Here is a 20,733-nt window from a genome sequence, read left to right on the forward strand (position 1 = left end):
AATAAATCCCCCCTACGAAAAGTAGGAGGGAACAATAAATAACGGTTCAAGAAAACCTTGAACCGTCTGAATCGGCGAATGCCGAGAGTCTATATTAGTAAAAAGGAGGGAAAATAAATGGAATTTACAAATAAATATTTTTTCAAAGATATGAGTGTTATGTTTGGACGGTCTATGCGTCATATTTTTAGAAGCATGGATACAATCGTCACAGTTAGTATCACGCCAATAGCAATTATGTTACTATTCGTTTATGTATTTGGTGGTGCAATCGAAGCCGGTACAGAAAATTATATAGATTATCTATTACCAGGTATCATGTTAATGACAATTGGTAGTGGGATTGCATATGTTGCATACCGCTTGTTCTTAGATAAGCAGCATGGTATATTTGAGCGTTTTCACTCTATGCCTATCGCTCGTTCAACAGTACTTTGGGGGCATGTATTAACATCAATAGTCTCTAACGGAATTTCTGTAGCAGTTATTATACTTGTTGCATTATTAATGGGGTTTCGTTCTTCAGCAGGGTTTATAGAGTGGCTAGCGGTATTTGGAATTCTCGGAGTATTTACACTTGCTTTGACTTGGATTGCTGTCATTGCTGGACTTGCTGCAAAAACGCCAGATGGTGCAGGTGCATTCTCCTATCCAATTATCTTCTTGCCATTTATCAGTTCTGCTTTTGTACCAACAGATACGATGCCTACAGCGGTACAAACCTTTGCAGAAAACCAACCTGTAACTCCCATCGTAGAAGCTATTCGTAACTTAATAGCAAACCAACCAGTAGGAAATGAGATATGGACTGCTTTGACTTGGTGTATAGCGATAATGGTTGTTGCGTATATAGTTGCAATGAGGATTTATAAAAAACAATAATTTCCCTTTATACTATCTACAGGAGAAGGGTAGTTTGGGTAGATGTTAAGGAAGCATACAATCTTCCGATGCAGAAATCTATTCGAAGAAGATTCCCTTTATTCTTTGAAGAAGAGGACATTTGAAATACAGGTTGAATGGAATCATGCAGAAAGAAAATAAAGAGGAAAAAGCTACTATAAAAACTACTTAAACGTAAATATAATGCAACTAACGGTTGCGAATATTTGAAGAAGAAATCTGAAAAAAAGTTTCATTTGCGCACATTACAACGGTACTGTTAAAAAAACTATCTATGAGGCGATTACATCCAAAGTAATCGTCTTTTTCATATTTACTTTTTTACTTTATACTGTGCAGAAAGAGTCTACACACACATCACATATAAGTAACTTTGTGAAATAGTGCAAGTTCTTCATTTTCAGGATTTTAGAAACTTCCTCTTCCTAAATCTGTTAAAGCGTTTTTTACATAAGCACTCCATTATAACCTTTTAAATTAGTTCAGTTAGAATGAAAAATTTTGAGAAACAATCTTCTATAAACGTAAATAAAAAGAGTGTAAAATATACTTATATATAAAATCTTGAATGGATGGTTATACATGGGACTGTTTGATACAATAAAAAAATAATTGCAAACAGAGACAAATTACTGAACAGAAACAAGAAGCTAAATCTTCCAATCTTCCTCCCATAAAAAAAGATCATACGCTAACTGATCCAACAAGTGCATTTGTTGTTCATTCAGACATTGAAAACTTGATATGGATAAAGAATGGTCCAAAGCAAAACTATCTTCCAAAGAAAAAATCAAGTGAATCTTTCGCAGTTGGAAATTATACCATTACAATTTCATTATTAGGAATGGAAGAGCCGAGTTTAATTGATATAAATGCAAAGGTGAAAGAACCAAAAGATAATGTGAGTGATGAGAGTCGCCTTATTATCCTTCTTATTCAAGTTTAAATGCTGAAAAAAATATAATTATTGGCGTTTTCTTGCTAATCCCTATGATTCACAAGTCGATATTAGTTACGTTTTTATCCTTTATTATAGACTTGAAAGGCACTTTTTTACACATGATTTTGAGAAAGCTATTGAAGTGATTTTAAAGTTGAGAGAAGTACATAGCAACGAATCCTTTCAGTCATATTCAGGGAATGCAATTGTATTATCCTGCTTGCTGCATCGGCGAGCAGACTTAATGACTTTATTCATTCAATCGTTAAATAATGAATATAAAAGAAAATTTTCTAATTCACTGTACTTACTTGCAATACACAGTTTTGATGAACCTTTGGAAGCCCAAGTGTTAACAAGATTAGCAAAAAACTTTGATTTTACAAAAATGAACTATATTAAAGAATATCCAGACTTGTTCTATAAATATTTAGAACAATATATACGGGATGCGTTCAATCGGAATTTCTTGATATTAAGTGAGCTATCACCTGATATAAATAACCTGCCGTTGATTGAGATGAGACTGTTTGCAAATATGTCATTATCCGATAAAACGATTAAGGTTCCTGATTTAACAAAATCACATATCATTCAAAAAACGATCTTTGATTTATTAACAAATGCGCATGAGTCAGTGAAAAAGAAGTTAGCAGAAATGAGAAAAAAGACTATGGTGCCAAAGAAAACGGAAATAAAGAAGCCAAAAAAGAAGCTGCAGTTTAATTCTTCTGAGGAGAGACGCTTATTAGGTGAGCTTAAGAAGTATTACAACAAACCAATAGATCGTCATTTCACTTTGATAAAGTTGCAGGATTTTTATTACAAAAATAGGGAACTTGATGATAAGCACCTTCAAAAGTGTATTAAATATTGTTATGAGGATATCGAAAACCTTGAAGAATTAAACAAGGTTTATATTAAAGACGAAATAAAACGATTAAAGAAAATAGCTAATCTAAAGCCTAAAAAAGAAGTGGAGATTGAGATATCTGAAATTAAGCAGAAACAATTCTATTATAATATTCCGGCATTTAAGCGGCGCTATTATTTATGAAAAGAGCAAACAATATGATTATGTGATTGGTATATGTAAACAAGCAGTCAAATATTATTCTGAAAGAGGAGTGGATACTGAAGAATTTGAAAAGAGACTGATCAAATTAAAAGAAAAAACTAAATGATAGATACACAGTACAAAAATACTGGTAATAATATAAACATCTAGAAGACGATTACTTTTTGGGTGTTCATTTTTCTTAGTTGACAATTACTATGCATTAATCAACACCCATTTTTCTTAATTATGGTAAATGTTGTACTTAGAGTAAGATTGCGTTAGCTCAATTAACTCAAAAATTTAAAGTAGCCAAAATATGTCTTGTTTGCTTTATTAATGCATATTTTGGCTTGGTTATTCTTTAAAATCTAGGAGCTTGATTTGTGAATATCTAGTTGTTAGAAACTGCACCTTAATTTACATAAGGATACGTTAGCTTTCCAGTAGAGTGTGCCAGTTAATTTAACGGAAAATGTTTTATCCTATTAAGCGGTCACAGCTTTGATCTCTGCAACTCTGTACTTAGATAAACGGTTTCTTTATTTAACAAGTAAATATAGTCCATATGGTTTTAAAGTTGTAAAATGGTAAATAATTAGGAAAAGAGGATAAAACATTTTTTAAAACGTTAAAAATGTTTTATCGGTATATAACTTTATTTTTATATGGCTTTGAAGTGGGAATAGTGTTTTGAGGAAGGACTTTATAACATTGCCTTTAGGCATAAAAGACAGCGTTGGGGAATAAGGGGTGAAGGGGGATTTGAAAAAATTGAGAAAGTAATAGGGCATAGTTTTAAATAATTTAGATAGTTTGTTCAATTAAAGAACCACGTCGTTGAAGTTAGTTGCATAGAAGACTGATACTGTGCAGCAAGAGCCTTTACTTTTAAGTGACTTTGCTAAAAGCATTTAATCCCCCTTTAACACAATAATGAGGTTGTCATTATTGTGTTCTTTTACCAAAACAGTCCAATGGAATGATAGATAGTCACTTTTACTATTTCAAACTACTTTTTTCTAAAATGATTTCATGCTAAAAGTTTTGTTTTAACTGCTAGATAGTTGGTTTCTAAATAGCAAAGAAATTGAGAAATCACGGAAGAAATATTATGTATCAAATTATAATCGTAAATTCAGTTGGTACTAGTCCAATTTTATTTGTTCAATTTCTTTTTAATCCCATGTTCAATTGGATTTCAGTTGTCTTTTCTTGGTACTCTGTCCTCGGATATTGTTTTGGGAAAAACTAATTTTTAATGTGAAATTATAACAAATTAAGATCTGAGAGTAATCAATATGACTTTACAAAAGTAGCTGTTTTATTTTATAATGAAAATATATTCATTCATTAAAAAGGAGGAGTTATATGCAATTAAAGGATTATAAGTTTACAATAGTTAAAGCTAAAAAAACGGATTTAGATGTAAGAGGACAGATGGCTGAAATTTTTGCGGAAGGCTACACACAATGGCTTGGCTATTTTTCCAAAGATAGAAACATTATTGCAAAGGCTTTTTCTCATATGTTTATTTTAGATCAATTTTATGTAGCTATAACAGATGGCGAAATAGCTGGATTTGCAGCATGTACAGATGGGAAAAAAATTTCGGTAAGATTAAATAAAAAAGAGTTGAGAAAGCACTTAGGTTTCTTCAAAGGAAGCATGGCAGGAATCTTTTTAAAAACGGAATTTGAAGCTCCTTATGAAAATTTCCCTCCAAATACTGGATCAATTGAATTTGTTGGGACAGCTCCAAAGTTCCGTGGACAGGGTGTGGCATCTCAAATCATCCAACATATCATTGAAAACACACCGTACAATGATTACGTCATTGAAGAGGTAGCAGATACGAATATTCCTGCCATGCGATTGTATGAGAAATTGGGTTTTGAAGAATACAGAAGAAAACCGATGCCGAAAAAGCTGGCCAAGAAAAATGGAATTAATAATCTTTTGTCTTTGAAATATGAGAAAAATAAGGGGATTTAGATAACAGAAAATCGTGAAAAGGAATGAGAAAAATTGCCTAGAACAGAAGAACAATATAAAGAAATGAGAATTGCAACCCAAAATAAAATTCATTCGTCCGCAATAAAGTTATTTTCAAAGAAAGGGTTTGCTGCTACAAGTGTGAAAGATATTGCCGAAGGAGCGGGAATCAGTATTGGGCTAATGTATCGTCATTACAAAAAGAAAGAAGATTTATTTAATGAGTTAGTTACCTATGCTGCAGAAGGGTTGGATAGGACTGCGAAATTGTTTCAAAGTGATGACTCCCCCGTTAAGTTAATTGAACAATTTACACTGGAAATATTAAATGATTTTGATAAAGATGATGAATATGCACATTTTCAGATGCTTATGAATCAATCTTCAACGATAGAGGACCCTTCTCCTGAAATAAAATATCTTAACAAGCAAAGTGAAGCAATGTTACATCAAACTGCCCGATTAATCGAAAAGGGTCAGAAGCTTGGTCAATTTAAACAGGGAAATGCTATGGAGATGGCATTGTTCTATTTTGCATCCATTCAAGGGTTAGCGATGATAAAAACGACTATGAATGAAGTGTTCATAACTCCAAAACTGGAAATCGTAACATCTTTTTTGATTGAAGAATGTATCTCCCCATAACTTTCTTCGTTTCGGCGTAACTTGTTCTTACATATTGTGAAACATAGCACTTAAACCTTAGGTGCTTACCTTGGAGAAGAATAATAACAAAATAAACTTATTTACTGCGTAGTACAAGGATACTGTTCAACAAAAAATTATATTCAACAATCAGGCGCTTTAATTGAGAAATGAAAAAACTAATTCTTCACAGTTAATTGAGAAATTAGCTGTTTTATAACTTTAATACTTTCTCTTTAACAACTGTTCTTCGCATGTCCTGCCTCCTCGCTTTATTGAATCACGTAAGTAATGGGAGGTTTGGTGAATCACGGGCGTGTAATAAGGCCAAGCAATTGAAGGAAAGTGCCTCAAATACGTTTGGTATTTCCGTTGCGACAGATGTGTTTAAACTTCAAATGAAACTATTGTTAGAGCAAATCGAATCCATGATGATTGAAATCTCTCATCGTCAAGAGCATTTCTTAACGACTATCATACATAGGGATTAACGATGTAACTGCATGCGTGATTCTAGGTGAATTTGGCTCTATTGAAGATTTGAAAGAGCAGAACAACTTGTCGCTTTCGCTGGCCTAGATGCGTCTATTCATCAATCTGGTGATTTCAATGGAAGCAAAAACCCGTCCTTCCAAACGCGGATCGCCGTATCTTCGTCAGGCAACTTGGCAAGCTGCGTTCGTTACAAGTTTTCATGACCCAGCACTTTCACTACATTATCAAAAATTAAGAAAGCGTAGTAAAGCACATGGAACAGCTGTAGGAGCAGTCGCTCGAAAATTAACCCATATCATTTTTGCGATACTTAGAGATAACCAACCTTATGAACCTAGACCAAATGCCAAATAAGGAATTAACTACACCTTCTTTTTAAAATAAGTGAACAGAAGGTTTATTTAGCATGTTTACTTTAAGGAGAAGTTTTTTATTCATACTGCTAAGTCACTTTAATTTCTTTCTTGACTTTTAATAGCTGGTCTATTTATTAGATTATCATATTTTCCAATTGCAAAAAAGGACAATAAAAAGATAATTTTCGTTATTATTTTATCCGTACACAACATTTATAATAATAAATAAATCGCTTACTTAAAAGGAGGGATTCTATGCAAAAATGTCATATAGCTGTCGATATTGGTGCCTCAAGCGGCCGGTTGATGGCGGGCTATTTGAAGAATCAACGACTGGTATTAAGAGAAATCCACCGCTTTGATAACCATATGATAGAACAAGATGATCAACTATGCTGGGATATTGATAGGCTTTTTCAAGAGATTATCCAAGGGTTACAGGGTTGCCGCGAGCAGCAATTACAGCCTGTTACGATAGCCATTGACACATGGGCCGTAGATTTTGTGCTGTTAGACCGCAATAAACGGCGTCTCACTCATGCAGTATCATATCGTGATCACCGTACAGACGGAATGATGGAGGAAGTATTTCAGTTGATCGATTCTGCCGAGATCTATCAAGAAACAGGGATACAGTTTCAGCCTTTTAATACCATTTACCAGCTTTATGCACTGAAAAAACAAGATCCTGAGGTCTTACATCAGGCACAATATTTTTTAATGGTACCAGATTACTTGCATTATTTATTAACAGGCAAAATGGCAAACGAATACACCAATGCTTCCTCTACACAATTATTACATGCCAGTACACGGACATGGCATCAAGATTTTTTGGCGGAATTGGGACTGCCGAGCGAGCTGTTTTCCGAACCTGCTCAGCCACTGCAATCGTTGGGGATGATTACAAAGGAATTGCAGCAACAGTTAGGATTTCCATTAGAGGTGGTTCTGCCGGCAACACATGATACAGCTTCAGCTGTTTTTGCACTGCCAGCAGATCATGCAATGTATATTAGTTCAGGTACTTGGTCGTTAATGGGAGTAGAACTGGATGAGCCAATCACAACCAAAGAAGCATTAGCTTACAATTTCACTAATGAGGGAGGGGCGACAGGGACGATCCGTTTCTTAAAAAATATCATGGGCTTATGGATGATCCAACGGGTGAAAAAAGAGCTTGCGGAATCATACGAATACCATGAATTTGTAGAATTAGCCTATCAAGTAAAAGACTTTGATTCTATAGTAGATGCTAATGATACTCGTTTTCTCAATCCGAGCAATATGATCGCCGAAATCCAAGCTAGTTGCCGGGAAACAAAACAAAAGGTGCCACAGACGGCAGGTGAACTAGCAAAATGTATTTTCGACAGTTTAGTAGAAAGCTATCAGCAGACAGCGGTACAGATTGAGGTCTTAGCAGGTAAACAGTATGAAGCTATTCACATCATTGGTGGTGGCAGTAAAAATAAGTATATCAATGAAAAGCTGGCAGAAATTGCTGGCAAAAGAATATATGCAGGCTTAGATGAAGCAACAGCCATTGGCAATGTAATGGCACAGATGATAGCAACTGGTCAAGTTCAGTCGGTAGATGAAGGGAAAAAGATTATAGCAGAATCATTTACGATCCAACAATTTAATTAAGAGGTGATACAAATGGGTGTAAAAGAAACTTTTGAACAAGCTAAAAAACAATATGAACAATGGGGGATTTCAGTAGAAGAAGCCCTGGATAAGCTTAAGCAAATTCCGATCTCGATTCACTGCTGGCAAGGAGACGATATTGGCGGTTTTGAAGTAGAGCAGCAAGAATTGTCCGGTGGAATTGATGTAACAGGTGATTACCCCGGCAAGGCAACAACACCAGAACAATTACGCAGTGACTTAGAAAAAGCCTTATCACTGATACCTGGTAAACATAAGATTAACCTGCATGCCATTTATGCGGAAACAGATGGCGAGGTAGTCGATCGTGACGCAATTGAACCAAAACACTTCAAAAATTGGGTGGAATGGGCGAAAAAGAATCAGTTAGGGCTTGATTTTAATCCAACCTTTTTCTCCCATCCGAAGGCGGCCGATGGCTTAACCTTAGCCCATCCAGATGATGACATTCGCGAATTTTGGATCAATCACTGTATCCAGTCCCGTAAAATTAGTGAATATTTTGGAAAAGAGCTCGGGCAGACTTCTTTAAATAATATTTGGGTTCCTGATGGTTATAAGGATATTCCTAGTGACCGACTTACACCAAGGAAACGACTAAAGGATTCTTTGGATCAGATATTGGCAGAAAAGATCGATGAACGTTACTCTGTCGATGCGGTAGAAAGTAAGTTATTTGGTATCGGTTCTGAGGCTTATGTCGTAGGTTCTCATGAGTTTTATATGGGGTATTCCTTGAAAAATAATATTCTTTGCTTATTAGATACAGGCCATTATCATCCTACAGAAATGGTTTCCAACAAGATTTCCTCGTTGCTGCTGTTCCAAGATAAGCTGGCTTTACACGTGTCACGCCCTGTGCGTTGGGATAGTGACCATGTTGTTATCCTGGATGATGAGCTGCGTGAGATAGGGTTGGAAATTGTCCGAAATAATGCCCTAGATAAGGTAATGATTGGTCTTGATTTCTTTGACGCTAGTATTAATCGGGTTGCCGCTTGGACAATTGGTACAAGAAATATGATCAAGTCATTATTATATGCCTTGTTAATGCCGAATGATCATTTAAAACAATTACAAGAGCAAGGAAATTATACAGAACGTTTAGCTTTATTAGAAGAATTCAAGACCTATCCATTTGGTGCTATTTGGGATTATTATTGTGAGCAAATGGGAGTTCCTGTACAAGAACAATGGCTTGAATCGGTAAAAAACTATGAACAAGAGGTATTAAGTCAGCGTGAGGGCTAATTGATCCGCTTTGTTTGTCACATCATAACAGAACCTCCAGCAGGGGATCAAAACCCTGCTGGGGGATATTTGCGTCAAAGGGGATGTTATCTAATTATCTCTTACTTGTTTAAATAAGAATAATCAATAAAATATGTTGATTTATTTTTGTTTTCAGGTATAATAAAAGCAGAAATAACAACATAAACAAAAACAAAACAAAAAAGGAGGAGTTATAATGGTTCAAAATCACTGGGATAGTTCGCAGGTGGCAGCAGGGGAAGGGTTAGATTCATTAGTATATCGTTCCAATCTATTAGGTTCGGATCGCTCTGTCGTTAACATTGGCGGTGGTAACACGTCCTCTAAAACGGTAGAAAAAAACTTTAAAGGCGAAGAAATCGAGGTTATGTGGGTGAAGGGTAGCGGTTCTGACTTGGCTACCATGAAGGCTGAGAATTTTACAGGACTTAATCTTACTGACATCCGGCCGTTGTTTGAGCGTGATGATATGTCTGATGAGGAAATGGTAGGTTATTTAGCTCACTGTATGATTGATGCCAAACACCCGCGTTCATCGATCGAAACCTTATTACATGCCTTCTTGCCGTTTAAGCATGTTGATCATACTCATCCAGATGCGATTATTAGTATCGCTTGTGCTGACAATGGTAAAGAGATTGCCAAAGAAATTTATGGAGACCGTTTTGTATGGGTGCCTTATATCCGGCCAGGATTTAAACTTTCCAAGCTGATTGCTGAAGGGGTACAAAACAATCCAAATGCAGAATTAGTTATTATGGAAAAACATGGCCTCGTCACATGGGGAGATACATCAGAAGCAAGCTATGCAAAAACCATCGCTATCATCAATGAGGCAGAAGGCTATATTAATAAAAAGGCAGCAGAGCAAACTTTATTCGGCGGTGAAAAATATCAATCACTGGAGCCTAGTGAGCGTGAGGAATTATTGGCAGAAATAATGCCGGTTATTCGCGGCCAAGTCAACCAAGACCGTCCTATGCTGGTAACTTATAGTGATGCAGACGATGTACTTACCTTCGTTAATAGTCAAGATGCGCTAACCCTTTCTCAAATAGGGGCAGCCTGTCCAGACCATTTAGTACATACGAAGCGAGTGCCGTTATTTATTGATTGGAATCCACAAACAGAAGATAAAGAAACATTAAAAGAGAAAATTAAACAAGGGATTGCTGTTTACCAAACAGAATATACCGCCTATTTTGAACGGAATAAAAGTAAAGGCGATCAGATCATGGAAACGGCACCGCGTATTATCCTAGTTCCTGGTCTGGGAATGGTGAATACCGGCAAGGATTGGAAGGCGGCTAATATCAGCGAACAGCTGTATCACCGTGCGATTGCTGTTATGGCAGGTTCTACTGCTCTAGGTCATTTCTTATCCTTAAATGAAGAAGAATCTTATTTAGTAGAGTACTGGCCATTAGAGCTGTATAAGCTAAGTTTAGCTCCGCCTGAGGCTGATTTCTCCCGTCAGGTAGCCTTTGTAACTGGTGGAGCCGGAGGTATTGGTACGGCAACTGCCCATCGCTTATTAGAAGCAGGTGCTCATGTTGTCTTGGCTGATATTAATCAAGAAGGGGCTGAAGAATTAGCACAATCGCTCAACCAACAATATGGAGCACAACGTGCATTTGCAGTCAAAATGGATGTCACAAAAGAGGAAGAAGTTCAACAAGCGATCGCGGCTTCTATCCGTCAATATGGCGGCATCGATATCTTGGTCAATAATGCAGGCTTGGCTAGTTCCAGTCCATTTGATGAAACGTCTCTTGAGCAATGGAATCTGAATATTGATGTATTAGTGACAGGTTATTTCTTAGTAGCCAAGGAAGTATTTAAGCTGATGAAACAACAGGACATCGGCGGAAACATGGTGTTTGTTGGTTCGAAGAATTCGATTTATGCAGGAAAGAATGTTGCGGCTTACAGCACAGCCAAAGCGGCAGAGGTACACCTGGCACGCACCATTGCCGCAGATGGCGGCCCATTAGGAATTCGTGTGAACTCTGTATTACCAGATGCAGTGATTCGCGGATCAAAAATTTGGGATTCTTCTTGGAAGAAGGAACGAGCCTCCTCTTATGGAATCGGTACGGATGACTTAGAAGAACATTATCGAAAACGTACCATTTTAAATGTGAATATTTTGCCGGAAGATATCGCCGAAACCATTGCCTTCCTTGCTTCAGATCGTTCTGCCAAAACAACAGGCTGTATGATAACCGTTGATGGCGGTGTGGCTGCCGCCTTTACAAGATAAATAATTCAACCATTGAGCTGTCCAATAGGCTCAATGGTTTTTTATTTTTCGATAATAATACTTGGATTTACACCAAGATCCTTGCTATCATAGGAATAGGAGTTGTGGAAGGAGCAGAAATGATGAATGTATACGAAAATATCACAGAATTAATTGGCAATACACCTATGGTGAGACTGAATCGGATCGTTCCTGATCAAGTCGCCGATGTCTATGTCAAACTAGAAATGTTTAATCCATCTAAAAGTGTCAAAGACCGTGCCGCTTATAATATGATTGTTGAGGCAGAAAAACAAGGGTTGCTGTCTGAACGTTCAACGATTATTGAACCTACTAGCGGTAATACAGGGATCGGCCTGGCGATGACTGCCGCAGCCAGGGGATATCAAACCATTTTGGTTATGCCAGACAATATGACACAAGAGCGAATCAATATCTTAAAAGCATATGGTGCCTCCGTGGTGTTAACACCACAGACCGAAAAAATGCCTGGTGCCATTAAAAAGGCGAAACAATTGTGTCAGGAAATTCCTAATAGTTTTATGCCGCAGCAATTCGAAAACTTAGCCAACCCGGAGATTCACCGTCAAACCACGGCATTAGAAATATTAGAACAGATGGATCGTCAATTAGACGGATTTGTGGCTACTGCCGGTACAGGCGGTACAATTACCGGAACGGGCGAAGTATTGAGAGAACACTTACCTGATCTACATATTGCAGTTGCTGAGCCAAAAGGATCCCCTGTTTTATCAGGTGGAAAACCCGGCAAACATAAGCTGGTTGGAACAAGTCCAGGCTTTATTCCACCAATCTTGAATACGTCTGTCTATGACGAGATTATCCAAATATCTGATCAACAAGCAGTGGATACTTTTAAACGTCTGGCAGCACAAGAAGGTATCTTTGTCGGACTATCCGCAGGTGCAGCCGTATATGCAGCCATTGAAGTTGCCAAGAAGTTGGGACCGGGTAAAAAAGTTGTCTGCATTGCCCCAGATACAGGAGAACGCTATTTAAGCATGGATTTATTTTAGTCAAGAATAGTTTTTCTGGATACTGGCCACTTGAGATAGCTTACCAGTCACTTGATTGTGTTTACTGGCCATTTGAAGCAATTTTCCGGTCACTCGTTGCTACTTTCAGGTCAGTCTAAAGCTCTTTCAAGCCACTCTAAACAAAAATAAACCTGCGGGAAAGGTTTCCCACAGGATATTTATTAGTAAGGACCGTAAAAAGGTGGGCCAAATGGTGGACCAGGTGGAAATGGAGGGCCATATGGAGGACCATAATATGGCGGGTAAGGTGGATAATAGAACGGTGGGCGATCAATTAACTCTCCACCTAAAAAACCTAAGCCAAATCCTAATAAACCTGCGCCTAACGGTCCAATCGGACCACCAATAAACCGTTCATCCATTGGTGGGTATTCTTGTGGTGCTTGATAATATGACGGAGGACTCATTTGATTGTATGGGTGCATACATCACATTCCTTTCCTATTTATAAAATGCGCCCCCCATCAATGGAGAAAACCACTGATGGTTGGCAAACCTTATCAAGATGTCAAACCGGGTGGAATTCTTGCAAAAGGCTGGCACCTTGATATAAGAGTCACTTATTGAGGAGGGCTTCCATTGTCAGTCATGATATTCGTCACCAGGATAAATGCTGATCACTTGATAGTAGCCTATGGAAAACGAGGTTAATGTGGTAGGGTAAACACCTACTTTTTACAAATAAAAGTAAGATCTCCATCAGTGAGTTGATGAAATGTATCATGGTACAGTTTAAAATATATATAAAAGGAAAAGGAGAGGGATAATATTGCAGATTATTAATCAACAGTCCGTCATATGGGAAGACAGCCATCTGCATCAAGATGTTCCAAGTCTCACGCCATATTTAATCGACGATAAACCTGACGCTCCGATTGTGTTAGTGATCCCAGGCGGGGGATATGGACATAGGGCATATCACGAAGGGGAACCTGTCGCACAATGGCTTAATCAGCATGGCTTACATGCTTGTGTGCTGCGCTACCAGGTAGCACCAATCAAGGAACAGGAAACGATCAAGCAAGGACAGCAAGCGATCCTGACCATAATGAAATTAAAACAAGAATGGGGACTGACACCCGATAGTAAAATAGGGGTGCTCGGTTTCTCTGCCGGGGGACATCTTGCTGCTTATATAAGTAATTGTTATCTGCAAGAAGGGGAAAGTCTGTCACGGCCGGATTTTCAAATTCTCTGTTATCCTGTGATCACTATGAAGGAGAAAACACATGGAGGAAGCAGGGCAAACTTAATTGGAGAGACACCAAGCCATACCTTGATAAATCAGCATTCCTGTGAAGAACAGGTACACGATCAGACACCACCTGCCTTTATTTGGTCAACAGCAAACGATCAAGCCGTTTCTACCAGCAACAGTTTAGCCTATGCAAGTGCCCTGCAGTTAAAAGATGTACCTTATGAACTGCATATTTATCAAGATGGGCGGCACGGTTTAGGATTGGCAGATGAGCATCCAGCTACAGTCGACTGGAAACAAGCCTGTCTGCAATGGTTAGAACATTACATCATCTGAAGAAAGGGGAAAGAAGCAATGGCAAAAGTAAAGATGCTGGTACAATCTACTTACAATAAAGAACTACTCCGAGCCGGAAAAATATATGAGGTAAATGATGAGACCGCACAGCGCTGGCAAGTCAGCAAAATTGCTGAAATGGTCGAGGAGTCAGTAGAAGAACAGAAGACAGATCAGTGATAAGGCAACAGCTTTCGTAATGCGTTACGGAAGCTGTCTTTATCTTCATTTGTCAGCTTTTTTGGTCCTTTTGTCCGTTTTCCTGCTTTTCTCATCTTGGCACTCATATGTCGCTCTTGCAGCATCTGATCTATTTTCTCTTTGCGATACCGAAAGCCTTTATGATGCAAGACATGGCAATCCTTTTGCAAACACAAGGAAGCCAGTCCATAATCTTGTGTTACCACGATATCTTCTGATCCAACCAATTGGACAATGCGATAATCCGCCTCATCCGCTCCATCATCAACATACGTGACCGTCACATGATCTGGATATGTTTCCATGGAAAAGTGATTATAATTTTTTACTAAGGTAACCGGAATAGCAATCCCTTCTGTTTCTTCAATAATAATATTAGTTACTGGACAAGCATCCGCGTCCACAATTACTTTCATAGTTCAAAACTCCTTAACTTATGACTTAACTTCAGTAGTGCTATCATAGCATGATTCAACAACGGTCGTCTATATACCGCTTCCACCAATTTCATCTGTCTAACGTTGCATGCGTTTTCTCCTCCTGTCAAGCAAAAAGAGGCATATAGCTAACAATAATAAAAAGAGAGGATAAACAAACATCCATGCAAATCTTGGGGTAGTTGATAAATACTATACAAAGGGCAAGGAGAATACAATCGCCATCAGCATAAATGGCCATGACAATGCAAGTAAAGCAAGCAATACCCAAAGTGAAGGAAATATAATCGAACCATAAACAATAAAAGTAAAGCCATGCATTAGTGTCTATGCCTCTTTCGTGACTACCGTTATAGGCTAATTATACCATACAAAAGCAAAAAAACCGCCATATACTTTATATTGGCGGTTTTCATCAACGCTATCCAATTTGTGATTGTTGCTGAAGCATATCCATTTGCTGTGACACAATCTGTTGCTGCTCTTTATTAAGGGGCACGAGTGGTAAACGAACACTGCCTGTATTAATTCCCTGTAAGCGTAAGGCCTCTTTCACCGGTACAGGATTTGGTGCAATAAACATCGTTTGCATAATTGGCAGCACATATTGATGTAATTCCTGTGCTCGCTGCACATTTCCAGTTTGGAAGGCAGCGATCATTTCTTGAAGTTCCCTGCCGATAACATGGGAAGCAACGGAAACCACTCCAGTACCACCAATCGCTATAGTCGGTAAGGTTAGTGCGTCATCGCCGGTATACAGAAAGAAATGATCATCTGTTTCACGAATAATCGCCGTCATGGCTTCTAAGTTGCCGCTTGCTTCTTTAACAGAGACAATATTATCAATATAAGATAATTTAATAATCGTTTCCGGTTCTACATTGACACCTGTCCGGCCTGGAATATTATACAGCATAACAGGCAGGTTAGTAGCTTCTGCAATTGTTTTGAAGTGCTGATATAAACCTTCTTGTGACGGCTTATTATAATATGGCGCCACAAGCATAATGCCATCTGCACCAATTATTTCTGCTTTTCTTGTCAATTCAATCGATTCATGGGTATTATTCGATCCAGTACCTGCAATAACAGGGATTCTTTTATTTACAATCTTGACTACGAAACGAAGTAGTTCTAATTTTTCCTCTTTAGACAGGGTAGGAGATTCTCCTGTTGTTCCTGCAACTACTAAAGCATCGGTGCCGTGGTGAATCAAATGATTGACCAATATTTCTGTTTTTCCATAGTCTACAGCCCCTTGTGGATCAAAAGGTGTAACCATTGCTGTTAATACCGTTCCAAAATTCATCATACATGCTCCTCTATTCATAGTTTATTCGTCTATTTGTCTTCAATGAATAGAGGGTATCTCATAGGAAAAGATCTATTCCAAATGATGCAAAAAGGTGCAGCAATGAGGGTATCATTGCTGCACCTTGGAATGATCTGATCTTGGTGCGTGAGATAGCCCTCCATATAGTGAAAACACTATATGACAGCCCCACATTTCTTAAACGTAGGACCAGCAATATAAGTTAGATGTCTACTTATATTCCTTCGGCAAATTCCCCTTTCCTGCAGCCGTCACGGGAGCATCGTCCTCTGACTAAGTACTGATGGTTTTTGCGCCTCTATTCTCACTTCAATATAAATTGAAGTTGATTATGCAATTGTTTTAATAATTGTTCCCCAACTATATCAGAATTTGTTGTTGCATGCAAGGTATTGAGGAGATTCTGTCGAGGAAAATTTCTCTTACCTGTCCAAGGACTTGCAGGCATGATATACTGTGATTACGAAATTTTTCATAATAAGAGGTTATTGTATATGTCTGAATTTATATCTTATCAAGAAGTAATGGCGCGATGCCAGGTTATTAATCAAACCTATCAAATTAATCAAGCAAGGTTTGATAACATTATAGATGCTCTTATCACTGATCAGGAGCGGTCACCTGACCGAAAGGTGCAAGCTGCGTTTCAACTGCTGCTTCAAGCTGTCAGTGCGGAGATCACAGATATGGAGGAAACAGCCAATCTCCAAGCAACCTGCCGCATGGGCTGTGCCTTTTGCTGTTATTTTCCTATTGTGATTAATCGAATGGAGGCTATCTTGATCAAACAAGCAATAGATCAGATGCCAGAGGATCGCAAACATTTTATCCAACAACATATCCGGCAGTATTATAAAAAGCATCAAGCGAAAGTAGCTGAATTAGAAGCACTCGATATTACCGGTGATCCAGAGGCAAAGTTGACCTATAAACAGGCCAATCTTCCGTGTGTGCTGCTAAATACAGAAACGAACACCTGTTTAGCCTATGAATTCCGGCCATTGCCTTGTCGAACCTATGTGAATTACACCGATCCGAAAGTTTGTGCAGACCAGCATATGCCAAAAGAAACGATTAGTTATGAATTCTTATACCAGGAATACATGGGAGCGTTTAATGAACTGCTGCAATATTTATATGAAACAGATTATATCGATATTATTGACTATCCCGATGATTTATATCAAGAGGATTTGCTGATTAATTGGATGAGAGAGGGAGAGGCTATCTTAAGAAAATAAGGAAAAAAGTTGAATGATGAACGTGAGAAGTGAAGGAATCCTCCTCGTATTAAAAGAGGATTCCGTGTTAAGCGTAGAAAAATTCGTTGCATATTAATTTTTCAATATTTGTTCCTTAATTTTAACAGAGAGCTTGAGTGATTCTATTGCAGCTGTAAGGCTTAACTTAGTAGGCATATCTTGTTCACAGCATTCTATAACATGTCTAAAAGTTTCTTCATAACAGTTTCGATTCACAATATTTATGTGTTCCATGCGTTGGTCAATGTATAAATGAAAAGAAGTTTCAACTGTATCTTTATACCCATCTTCATGGTATGTAATTGTTCCATCCTCAAAAACAGCTTCATATCCAACTGTAAATGGGTGCCCAAATGGCAGCATAGAAGAACCTACAACACTTACTACAAATCGGAATATGTTAATAGGGCGTTTACATGAGATTGACCTTGTTTTCCATTTACGCCCTGAGAGCATATCCAGTTTGGTTTACCGAATATCCATGTGACAACATCAAAATCATGTATCATTAAATCAGTAGTTATATTATTTAGACTTAAATCTCCCCATAGCGGTGGAGTTTTTCTTTTTATATGCAAAGCCTTTAACTTGCCCAATTCTTCTGTTTTTACTACTTTGTAAAGATATTCATAAGGATATTCATGTTTGATAAATTGGTTGATAAAAACTCTTTTTCCATAGTGATTCTCTGCCTGTTGCATGGCGTTCGCATCTTCAACAGTTAACGCTACAGGTGTTTCACAAAAAACATGCTTGCCATTCTTCAATGCTTCAATCGTATATTGTTTATGTAATGAACTTGGAAGACAAATATCAACCAAATCAATATGCGGATTCTTAAGAATAACATTCACATCATCTGTTATTTCTACATCGAGCTTTTCATTTATTTGCTTTAATTTTTCCATATTTCTGCTAAAAATTGTGATAGAATGAACACTATCAAGTTTTTTATATAATTCAGCATGATAGACGCCGAATCCTGTGCCCAAAATTCCTATATTCATTTAAATCTCCCTTTCCTAATGTAATACCAAGATTATAACAACTTATTTATGACAACAGTGTGTCATGAATTTTTCAGAAAATGAGGTGAAATTATATGAGGCTTCATCGTTTGATTTCCATTCTTTTGTTAGTAGAGTCAAGGGGATCTATCAAGGCTAAGGAGTTAGCGGAAGATTTAGAAATTTCCGTAAGAACCATTTATAGAGATATTAATATATTATGTGAAGCAGGTATTCCATTAAGAACAACTACAGGACCTAAAGGCGGAATCCAGCTTATGGATGGATATTCAACAGGCCTCAAAAACCTTCACGCAGATGATTTTATACACCTGTATTTAAGCGGAATAGGAATCCAGCCTATACAAGAAAGTAATATGTCTGTTCAGTTAAATAATGCACTATTAAAATTGAAAAAAAATGTCCCTGAAGAATTAGTTAATACCTTCGATACAATAAGAAACAGATTTTATTTTGATGGAAGTCCTTGGTGGGGAAATAATACGCAGCTATCCAATATTGACATACTCTTATTATCAGTATTTAAATCAAACATGCTTACGATTACTTATCAAAAAGTTAACGGTAGTTCTTTTGTGAGGAAAATATACCCATATGGAATAGTAGTCAAACAGATAGATTGGTATTTAGTAGCTTATTGTGATAGCAGTAAAGAGATTAGGACCTTTAAGTGTGAACGGATTGTAAAGGCAGAGATTTTAAACGATAACTTTAATATCTCTGATCGTTTTTCACTTATAGATTATTGGGATCGGAGTAAACAACATTTTTTTCAAAAATGCGCTGACAATGAGCAATATCCTGTACAAATAAAAATTCAAAAAAAGCATGTGCAACTGTTATCAGGGTTTGAAGTAATCAGGATGGATGAAGAAGGTACAGAATTAACTATAACCGCCAATTTATATAGCTATGATCATGCGTTGAAGGTGATTTTAGAAAAGGTGGTATATATCGAAGTTATTCAACCGATAGAATTGAGGGTAGCGATTGAACGAACACTTAACGAGATGTTGCAAAAATATAGGGAATTTCAACCTTAATTGTCTAACAAAAAATGTATTTTTATTAGGTTAAATTTTTATGATAGTATACATACGTGACAATAGATTGCAAAAAAACTAGGCAATGGCTAACCTAGCTTTCTTCCCCCTATCACTGCGTCAAATAAGCCTCCGTATAAAAAGGCTGGCCGTCTTCCCGGAAGGCAACGCCGACTGCCATTTGGCGAAAATCGCTATGCAGGATATTGTTGCGATGTCCTTCTGAATTCATCAGTCCCTGATGAGCATAGATGCTGCTGGGCTGCCCAGCGGCTAGATTTTCACCAGCCATGCGAAAAGAGATTCCGTCTGCTTCAAGGCGGTCAAAGGGCGTTTCACCATCCAAATTATTATGGCTGAAATAGTTTTGATCAGCCATATCTTGGCTATGATGTTGAGCAGTCGGCTGTGCAGGTTCATACCACTCAAGCACCGGTTGATCAAACTTCACCCTGGCAGCGTTAGTTAAATCAAACAACTGATATTCGAAGCCTTCTGCCAAAGTCTCGCTAGGCTCCCCGAAAAACTTTTCTTTTTGCTGTTCCATTTCTTCAGAAATAATCTGAACTGCCGCTACTTGTGTATCTTGATGTTCGTCATAAAAGAAAGTAACATAATTACCATCAAGCTGGAAGGTGTCTTGTTCCTGATCATTATTAATTTGATAACGGACAAGCCCTTTTTGAATGGCGTCGATCGGTTCGCCGTAAGTATCTCTCACTTCTTGTTTGGAATCTTGAAGGGTAATCCCTTCCTTCGAACGCAATAAGTCTTGATTAGTATATAAGCCACTTACTTGGTTATTGTCATCATAAGCAATCATCAAGAAGTTTTGGTAATGATCATGATACGTATGCCATTCTGTATGATATTCATTGGCAGTCACTCGATCAGCTTTGTCAAGTTCTGCTTCTACATCTTGCTTACTATCATTAATCTCTATATTATGAATAGAGAAGGATTGCTCAGTCGGCTCATCTAAGGAAGGAGCTGGGACATTTGGTATTTCTTCAGCTTCTTCTGGTTGATCAGAAAAGAGACCTATAATATAATCAACGGAATTACCGATATAATTAATAGATGTTTGGACAAATTTACTAGTGGCAATATCATGGACATCCTGTTTCACTTCCGTCCATACGCCACTGAGTCCCGCTTGCCTATAATCATCTGCATAGATAAAATATAATAGACCAGCTATTAGTAGTAGAACAATGGCTCTTCTTATAAATCGCAA

General features: G+C 37.7%; 20 protein-coding genes and 1 riboswitch. Of the genes, 13 read left to right on the top strand and 7 right to left on the bottom strand.

What is annotated here, in order from left to right; translation table 11 throughout:
• Positions 1-117 precede the first annotated feature (117 nt).
• From JOD18_RS21425 to cysK, 9 genes are all read left to right on the top strand, one after another.
• On the top strand, positions 118-882 hold the full coding sequence (locus JOD18_RS21425) for an ABC transporter permease (protein ID WP_204671243.1): 765 nt from the start codon (positions 118-120) through the stop codon (positions 880-882).
• A 1,115-nt stretch (positions 883-1,997) separates the two neighbouring features.
• A complete protein-coding gene (locus JOD18_RS21430) occupies positions 1,998-2,900 on the top strand; it encodes a hypothetical protein (RefSeq protein ID WP_204671244.1) in 903 nt (300 codons plus the stop codon).
• Between the two features lie 1,371 nt (positions 2,901-4,271).
• Complete coding sequence (locus JOD18_RS21435; protein WP_204671245.1) at positions 4,272-4,895, top strand: GNAT family N-acetyltransferase; 624 nt, start codon at positions 4,272-4,274, stop codon at positions 4,893-4,895.
• A 33-nt stretch (positions 4,896-4,928) separates the two neighbouring features.
• Complete coding sequence (locus JOD18_RS21440; RefSeq protein WP_204671247.1) at positions 4,929-5,540, top strand: TetR/AcrR family transcriptional regulator; 612 nt, start codon at positions 4,929-4,931, stop codon at positions 5,538-5,540.
• 579 nt (positions 5,541-6,119) lie between these two features.
• Entirely contained in the window at positions 6,120-6,389 is a 270-nt protein-coding gene (locus JOD18_RS24890; protein WP_338029596.1) for a transposase, read from the top strand.
• A 257-nt stretch (positions 6,390-6,646) separates the two neighbouring features.
• Positions 6,647-8,041, top strand: a complete 1,395-nt coding sequence (rhaB, locus tag JOD18_RS21450; RefSeq protein WP_204671248.1) for a rhamnulokinase — start codon at positions 6,647-6,649, stop codon at positions 8,039-8,041.
• 12 nt (positions 8,042-8,053) lie between these two features.
• Positions 8,054-9,313 (top strand): L-rhamnose isomerase, encoded by a 1,260-nt coding sequence (gene rhaA / locus JOD18_RS21455; protein WP_204671249.1) that lies wholly within the window; start codon positions 8,054-8,056, stop codon positions 9,311-9,313.
• A gap of 217 nt (positions 9,314-9,530) precedes the next feature.
• Positions 9,531-11,597, top strand: a complete 2,067-nt coding sequence (locus JOD18_RS21460) for a bifunctional aldolase/short-chain dehydrogenase (protein WP_204671250.1) — start codon at positions 9,531-9,533, stop codon at positions 11,595-11,597.
• A 122-nt stretch (positions 11,598-11,719) separates the two neighbouring features.
• Positions 11,720-12,634: a cysteine synthase A gene (gene cysK, locus JOD18_RS21465; RefSeq protein WP_204671251.1), complete on the top strand. Its 915-nt coding sequence runs from the start codon at positions 11,720-11,722 to the stop codon at positions 12,632-12,634.
• 182 nt (positions 12,635-12,816) lie between these two features.
• On the opposite strand, the gene JOD18_RS21470 is transcribed toward cysK, so the two are convergent.
• Complete coding sequence (locus JOD18_RS21470) at positions 12,817-13,080, bottom strand: hypothetical protein (RefSeq protein WP_239588294.1); 264 nt, start codon at positions 13,078-13,080, stop codon at positions 12,817-12,819.
• Positions 13,081-13,424: 344 nt separating this feature from the next.
• Between JOD18_RS21470 and JOD18_RS21475 the strand changes: the two genes are divergently transcribed.
• Entirely contained in the window at positions 13,425-14,189 is a 765-nt protein-coding gene (locus tag JOD18_RS21475; protein WP_204671252.1) for an alpha/beta hydrolase, read from the top strand.
• An 18-nt stretch (positions 14,190-14,207) separates the two neighbouring features.
• Positions 14,208-14,369 carry a hypothetical protein gene (locus tag JOD18_RS21480; protein WP_204671253.1) on the top strand — a complete coding sequence of 54 codons (162 nt, stop codon included), beginning with the start codon at positions 14,208-14,210 and terminating at the stop codon, positions 14,367-14,369.
• Here the strand turns inward: JOD18_RS21480 and JOD18_RS21485 are convergent.
• The 3 genes from JOD18_RS21485 to dapA form a co-directional block, all read right to left on the bottom strand.
• Positions 14,363-14,806: a YaiI/YqxD family protein gene (locus tag JOD18_RS21485; RefSeq protein ID WP_204671254.1), complete on the bottom strand. Its 444-nt coding sequence runs from the start codon at positions 14,804-14,806 to the stop codon at positions 14,363-14,365. The genes JOD18_RS21480 and JOD18_RS21485 overlap by 7 nt on opposite strands.
• A gap of 213 nt (positions 14,807-15,019) precedes the next feature.
• Positions 15,020-15,148, bottom strand: a complete 129-nt coding sequence (locus JOD18_RS24715) for a hypothetical protein (protein ID WP_275583077.1) — start codon at positions 15,146-15,148, stop codon at positions 15,020-15,022.
• Between the two features lie 100 nt (positions 15,149-15,248).
• Positions 15,249-16,142, bottom strand: a complete 894-nt coding sequence (gene dapA / locus JOD18_RS21490) for a 4-hydroxy-tetrahydrodipicolinate synthase (RefSeq protein WP_204671255.1) — start codon at positions 16,140-16,142, stop codon at positions 15,249-15,251.
• Between the two features lie 145 nt (positions 16,143-16,287).
• Positions 16,288-16,472, bottom strand: a riboswitch (Lysine riboswitch).
• A gap of 185 nt (positions 16,473-16,657) precedes the next feature.
• Between dapA and JOD18_RS21495 the strand changes: the two genes are divergently transcribed.
• Positions 16,658-17,404, top strand: a complete 747-nt coding sequence (locus tag JOD18_RS21495; RefSeq protein ID WP_204671257.1) for a YkgJ family cysteine cluster protein — start codon at positions 16,658-16,660, stop codon at positions 17,402-17,404.
• Between the two features lie 93 nt (positions 17,405-17,497).
• On the opposite strand, the gene JOD18_RS21500 is transcribed toward JOD18_RS21495, so the two are convergent.
• Together JOD18_RS21500 and JOD18_RS21505 are read right to left on the bottom strand one after the other, a co-directional pair.
• Positions 17,498-17,788: a hypothetical protein gene (locus tag JOD18_RS21500; protein WP_204671259.1), complete on the bottom strand. Its 291-nt coding sequence runs from the start codon at positions 17,786-17,788 to the stop codon at positions 17,498-17,500.
• 20 nt (positions 17,789-17,808) lie between these two features.
• A complete protein-coding gene (locus JOD18_RS21505) occupies positions 17,809-18,432 on the bottom strand; it encodes a Gfo/Idh/MocA family protein (RefSeq protein ID WP_204671261.1) in 624 nt (207 codons plus the stop codon).
• Between the two features lie 110 nt (positions 18,433-18,542).
• Here JOD18_RS21505 and JOD18_RS21510 point away from each other — a divergent pair, with 110 nt between their 5' ends.
• Positions 18,543-19,496 (top strand): helix-turn-helix transcriptional regulator, encoded by a 954-nt coding sequence (locus JOD18_RS21510; RefSeq protein ID WP_204671263.1) that lies wholly within the window; start codon positions 18,543-18,545, stop codon positions 19,494-19,496.
• A 112-nt stretch (positions 19,497-19,608) separates the two neighbouring features.
• Here the strand turns inward: JOD18_RS21510 and JOD18_RS21515 are convergent, their stop codons facing one another.
• Positions 19,609-20,733 carry a CAP domain-containing protein gene (locus JOD18_RS21515; RefSeq protein WP_204671264.1) on the bottom strand — a complete coding sequence of 375 codons (1,125 nt, stop codon included), beginning with the start codon at positions 20,731-20,733 and terminating at the stop codon, positions 19,609-19,611.

The organism is Gracilibacillus alcaliphilus (assembly GCF_016909015.1).
Lineage (GTDB): Bacteria > Bacillota > Bacilli > Bacillales > Amphibacillaceae > Gracilibacillus > Gracilibacillus alcaliphilus.

Bases quoted from the DNA above. Each gene is read 5' to 3' on its own strand.
- JOD18_RS21425 (WP_204671243.1), top strand. From the start codon at position 118: ATGGAATTTACAAATAAATATTTTTTCAAAGATATGAGTGTTATGTTT.
- JOD18_RS21435 (WP_204671245.1), top strand. From the start codon at position 4,272: ATGCAATTAAAGGATTATAAGTTTACAATAGTTAAAGCTAAAAAAACG.
- JOD18_RS24890 (WP_338029596.1), top strand. From the start codon at position 6,120: ATGCGTCTATTCATCAATCTGGTGATTTCAATGGAAGCAAAAACCCGT.
- rhaB (WP_204671248.1), top strand. From the start codon at position 6,647: ATGCAAAAATGTCATATAGCTGTCGATATTGGTGCCTCAAGCGGCCGG.
- rhaA (WP_204671249.1), top strand. From the start codon at position 8,054: ATGGGTGTAAAAGAAACTTTTGAACAAGCTAAAAAACAATATGAACAA.
- JOD18_RS21460 (WP_204671250.1), top strand. From the start codon at position 9,531: ATGGTTCAAAATCACTGGGATAGTTCGCAGGTGGCAGCAGGGGAAGGG.
- cysK (WP_204671251.1), top strand. From the start codon at position 11,720: ATGAATGTATACGAAAATATCACAGAATTAATTGGCAATACACCTATG.
- JOD18_RS21470 (WP_239588294.1), bottom strand. From the start codon at position 13,080: ATGCACCCATACAATCAAATGAGTCCTCCGTCATATTATCAAGCACCA.
- JOD18_RS21480 (WP_204671253.1), top strand. From the start codon at position 14,208: ATGGCAAAAGTAAAGATGCTGGTACAATCTACTTACAATAAAGAACTA.
- JOD18_RS21485 (WP_204671254.1), bottom strand. From the start codon at position 14,806: ATGAAAGTAATTGTGGACGCGGATGCTTGTCCAGTAACTAATATTATT.
- JOD18_RS24715 (WP_275583077.1), bottom strand. From the start codon at position 15,148: ATGCATGGCTTTACTTTTATTGTTTATGGTTCGATTATATTTCCTTCA.
- dapA (WP_204671255.1), bottom strand. From the start codon at position 16,142: ATGATGAATTTTGGAACGGTATTAACAGCAATGGTTACACCTTTTGAT.
- JOD18_RS21495 (WP_204671257.1), top strand. From the start codon at position 16,658: ATGTCTGAATTTATATCTTATCAAGAAGTAATGGCGCGATGCCAGGTT.
- JOD18_RS21500 (WP_204671259.1), bottom strand. From the start codon at position 17,788: ATGCTGCCATTTGGGCACCCATTTACAGTTGGATATGAAGCTGTTTTT.
- JOD18_RS21505 (WP_204671261.1), bottom strand. From the start codon at position 18,432: ATGAATATAGGAATTTTGGGCACAGGATTCGGCGTCTATCATGCTGAA.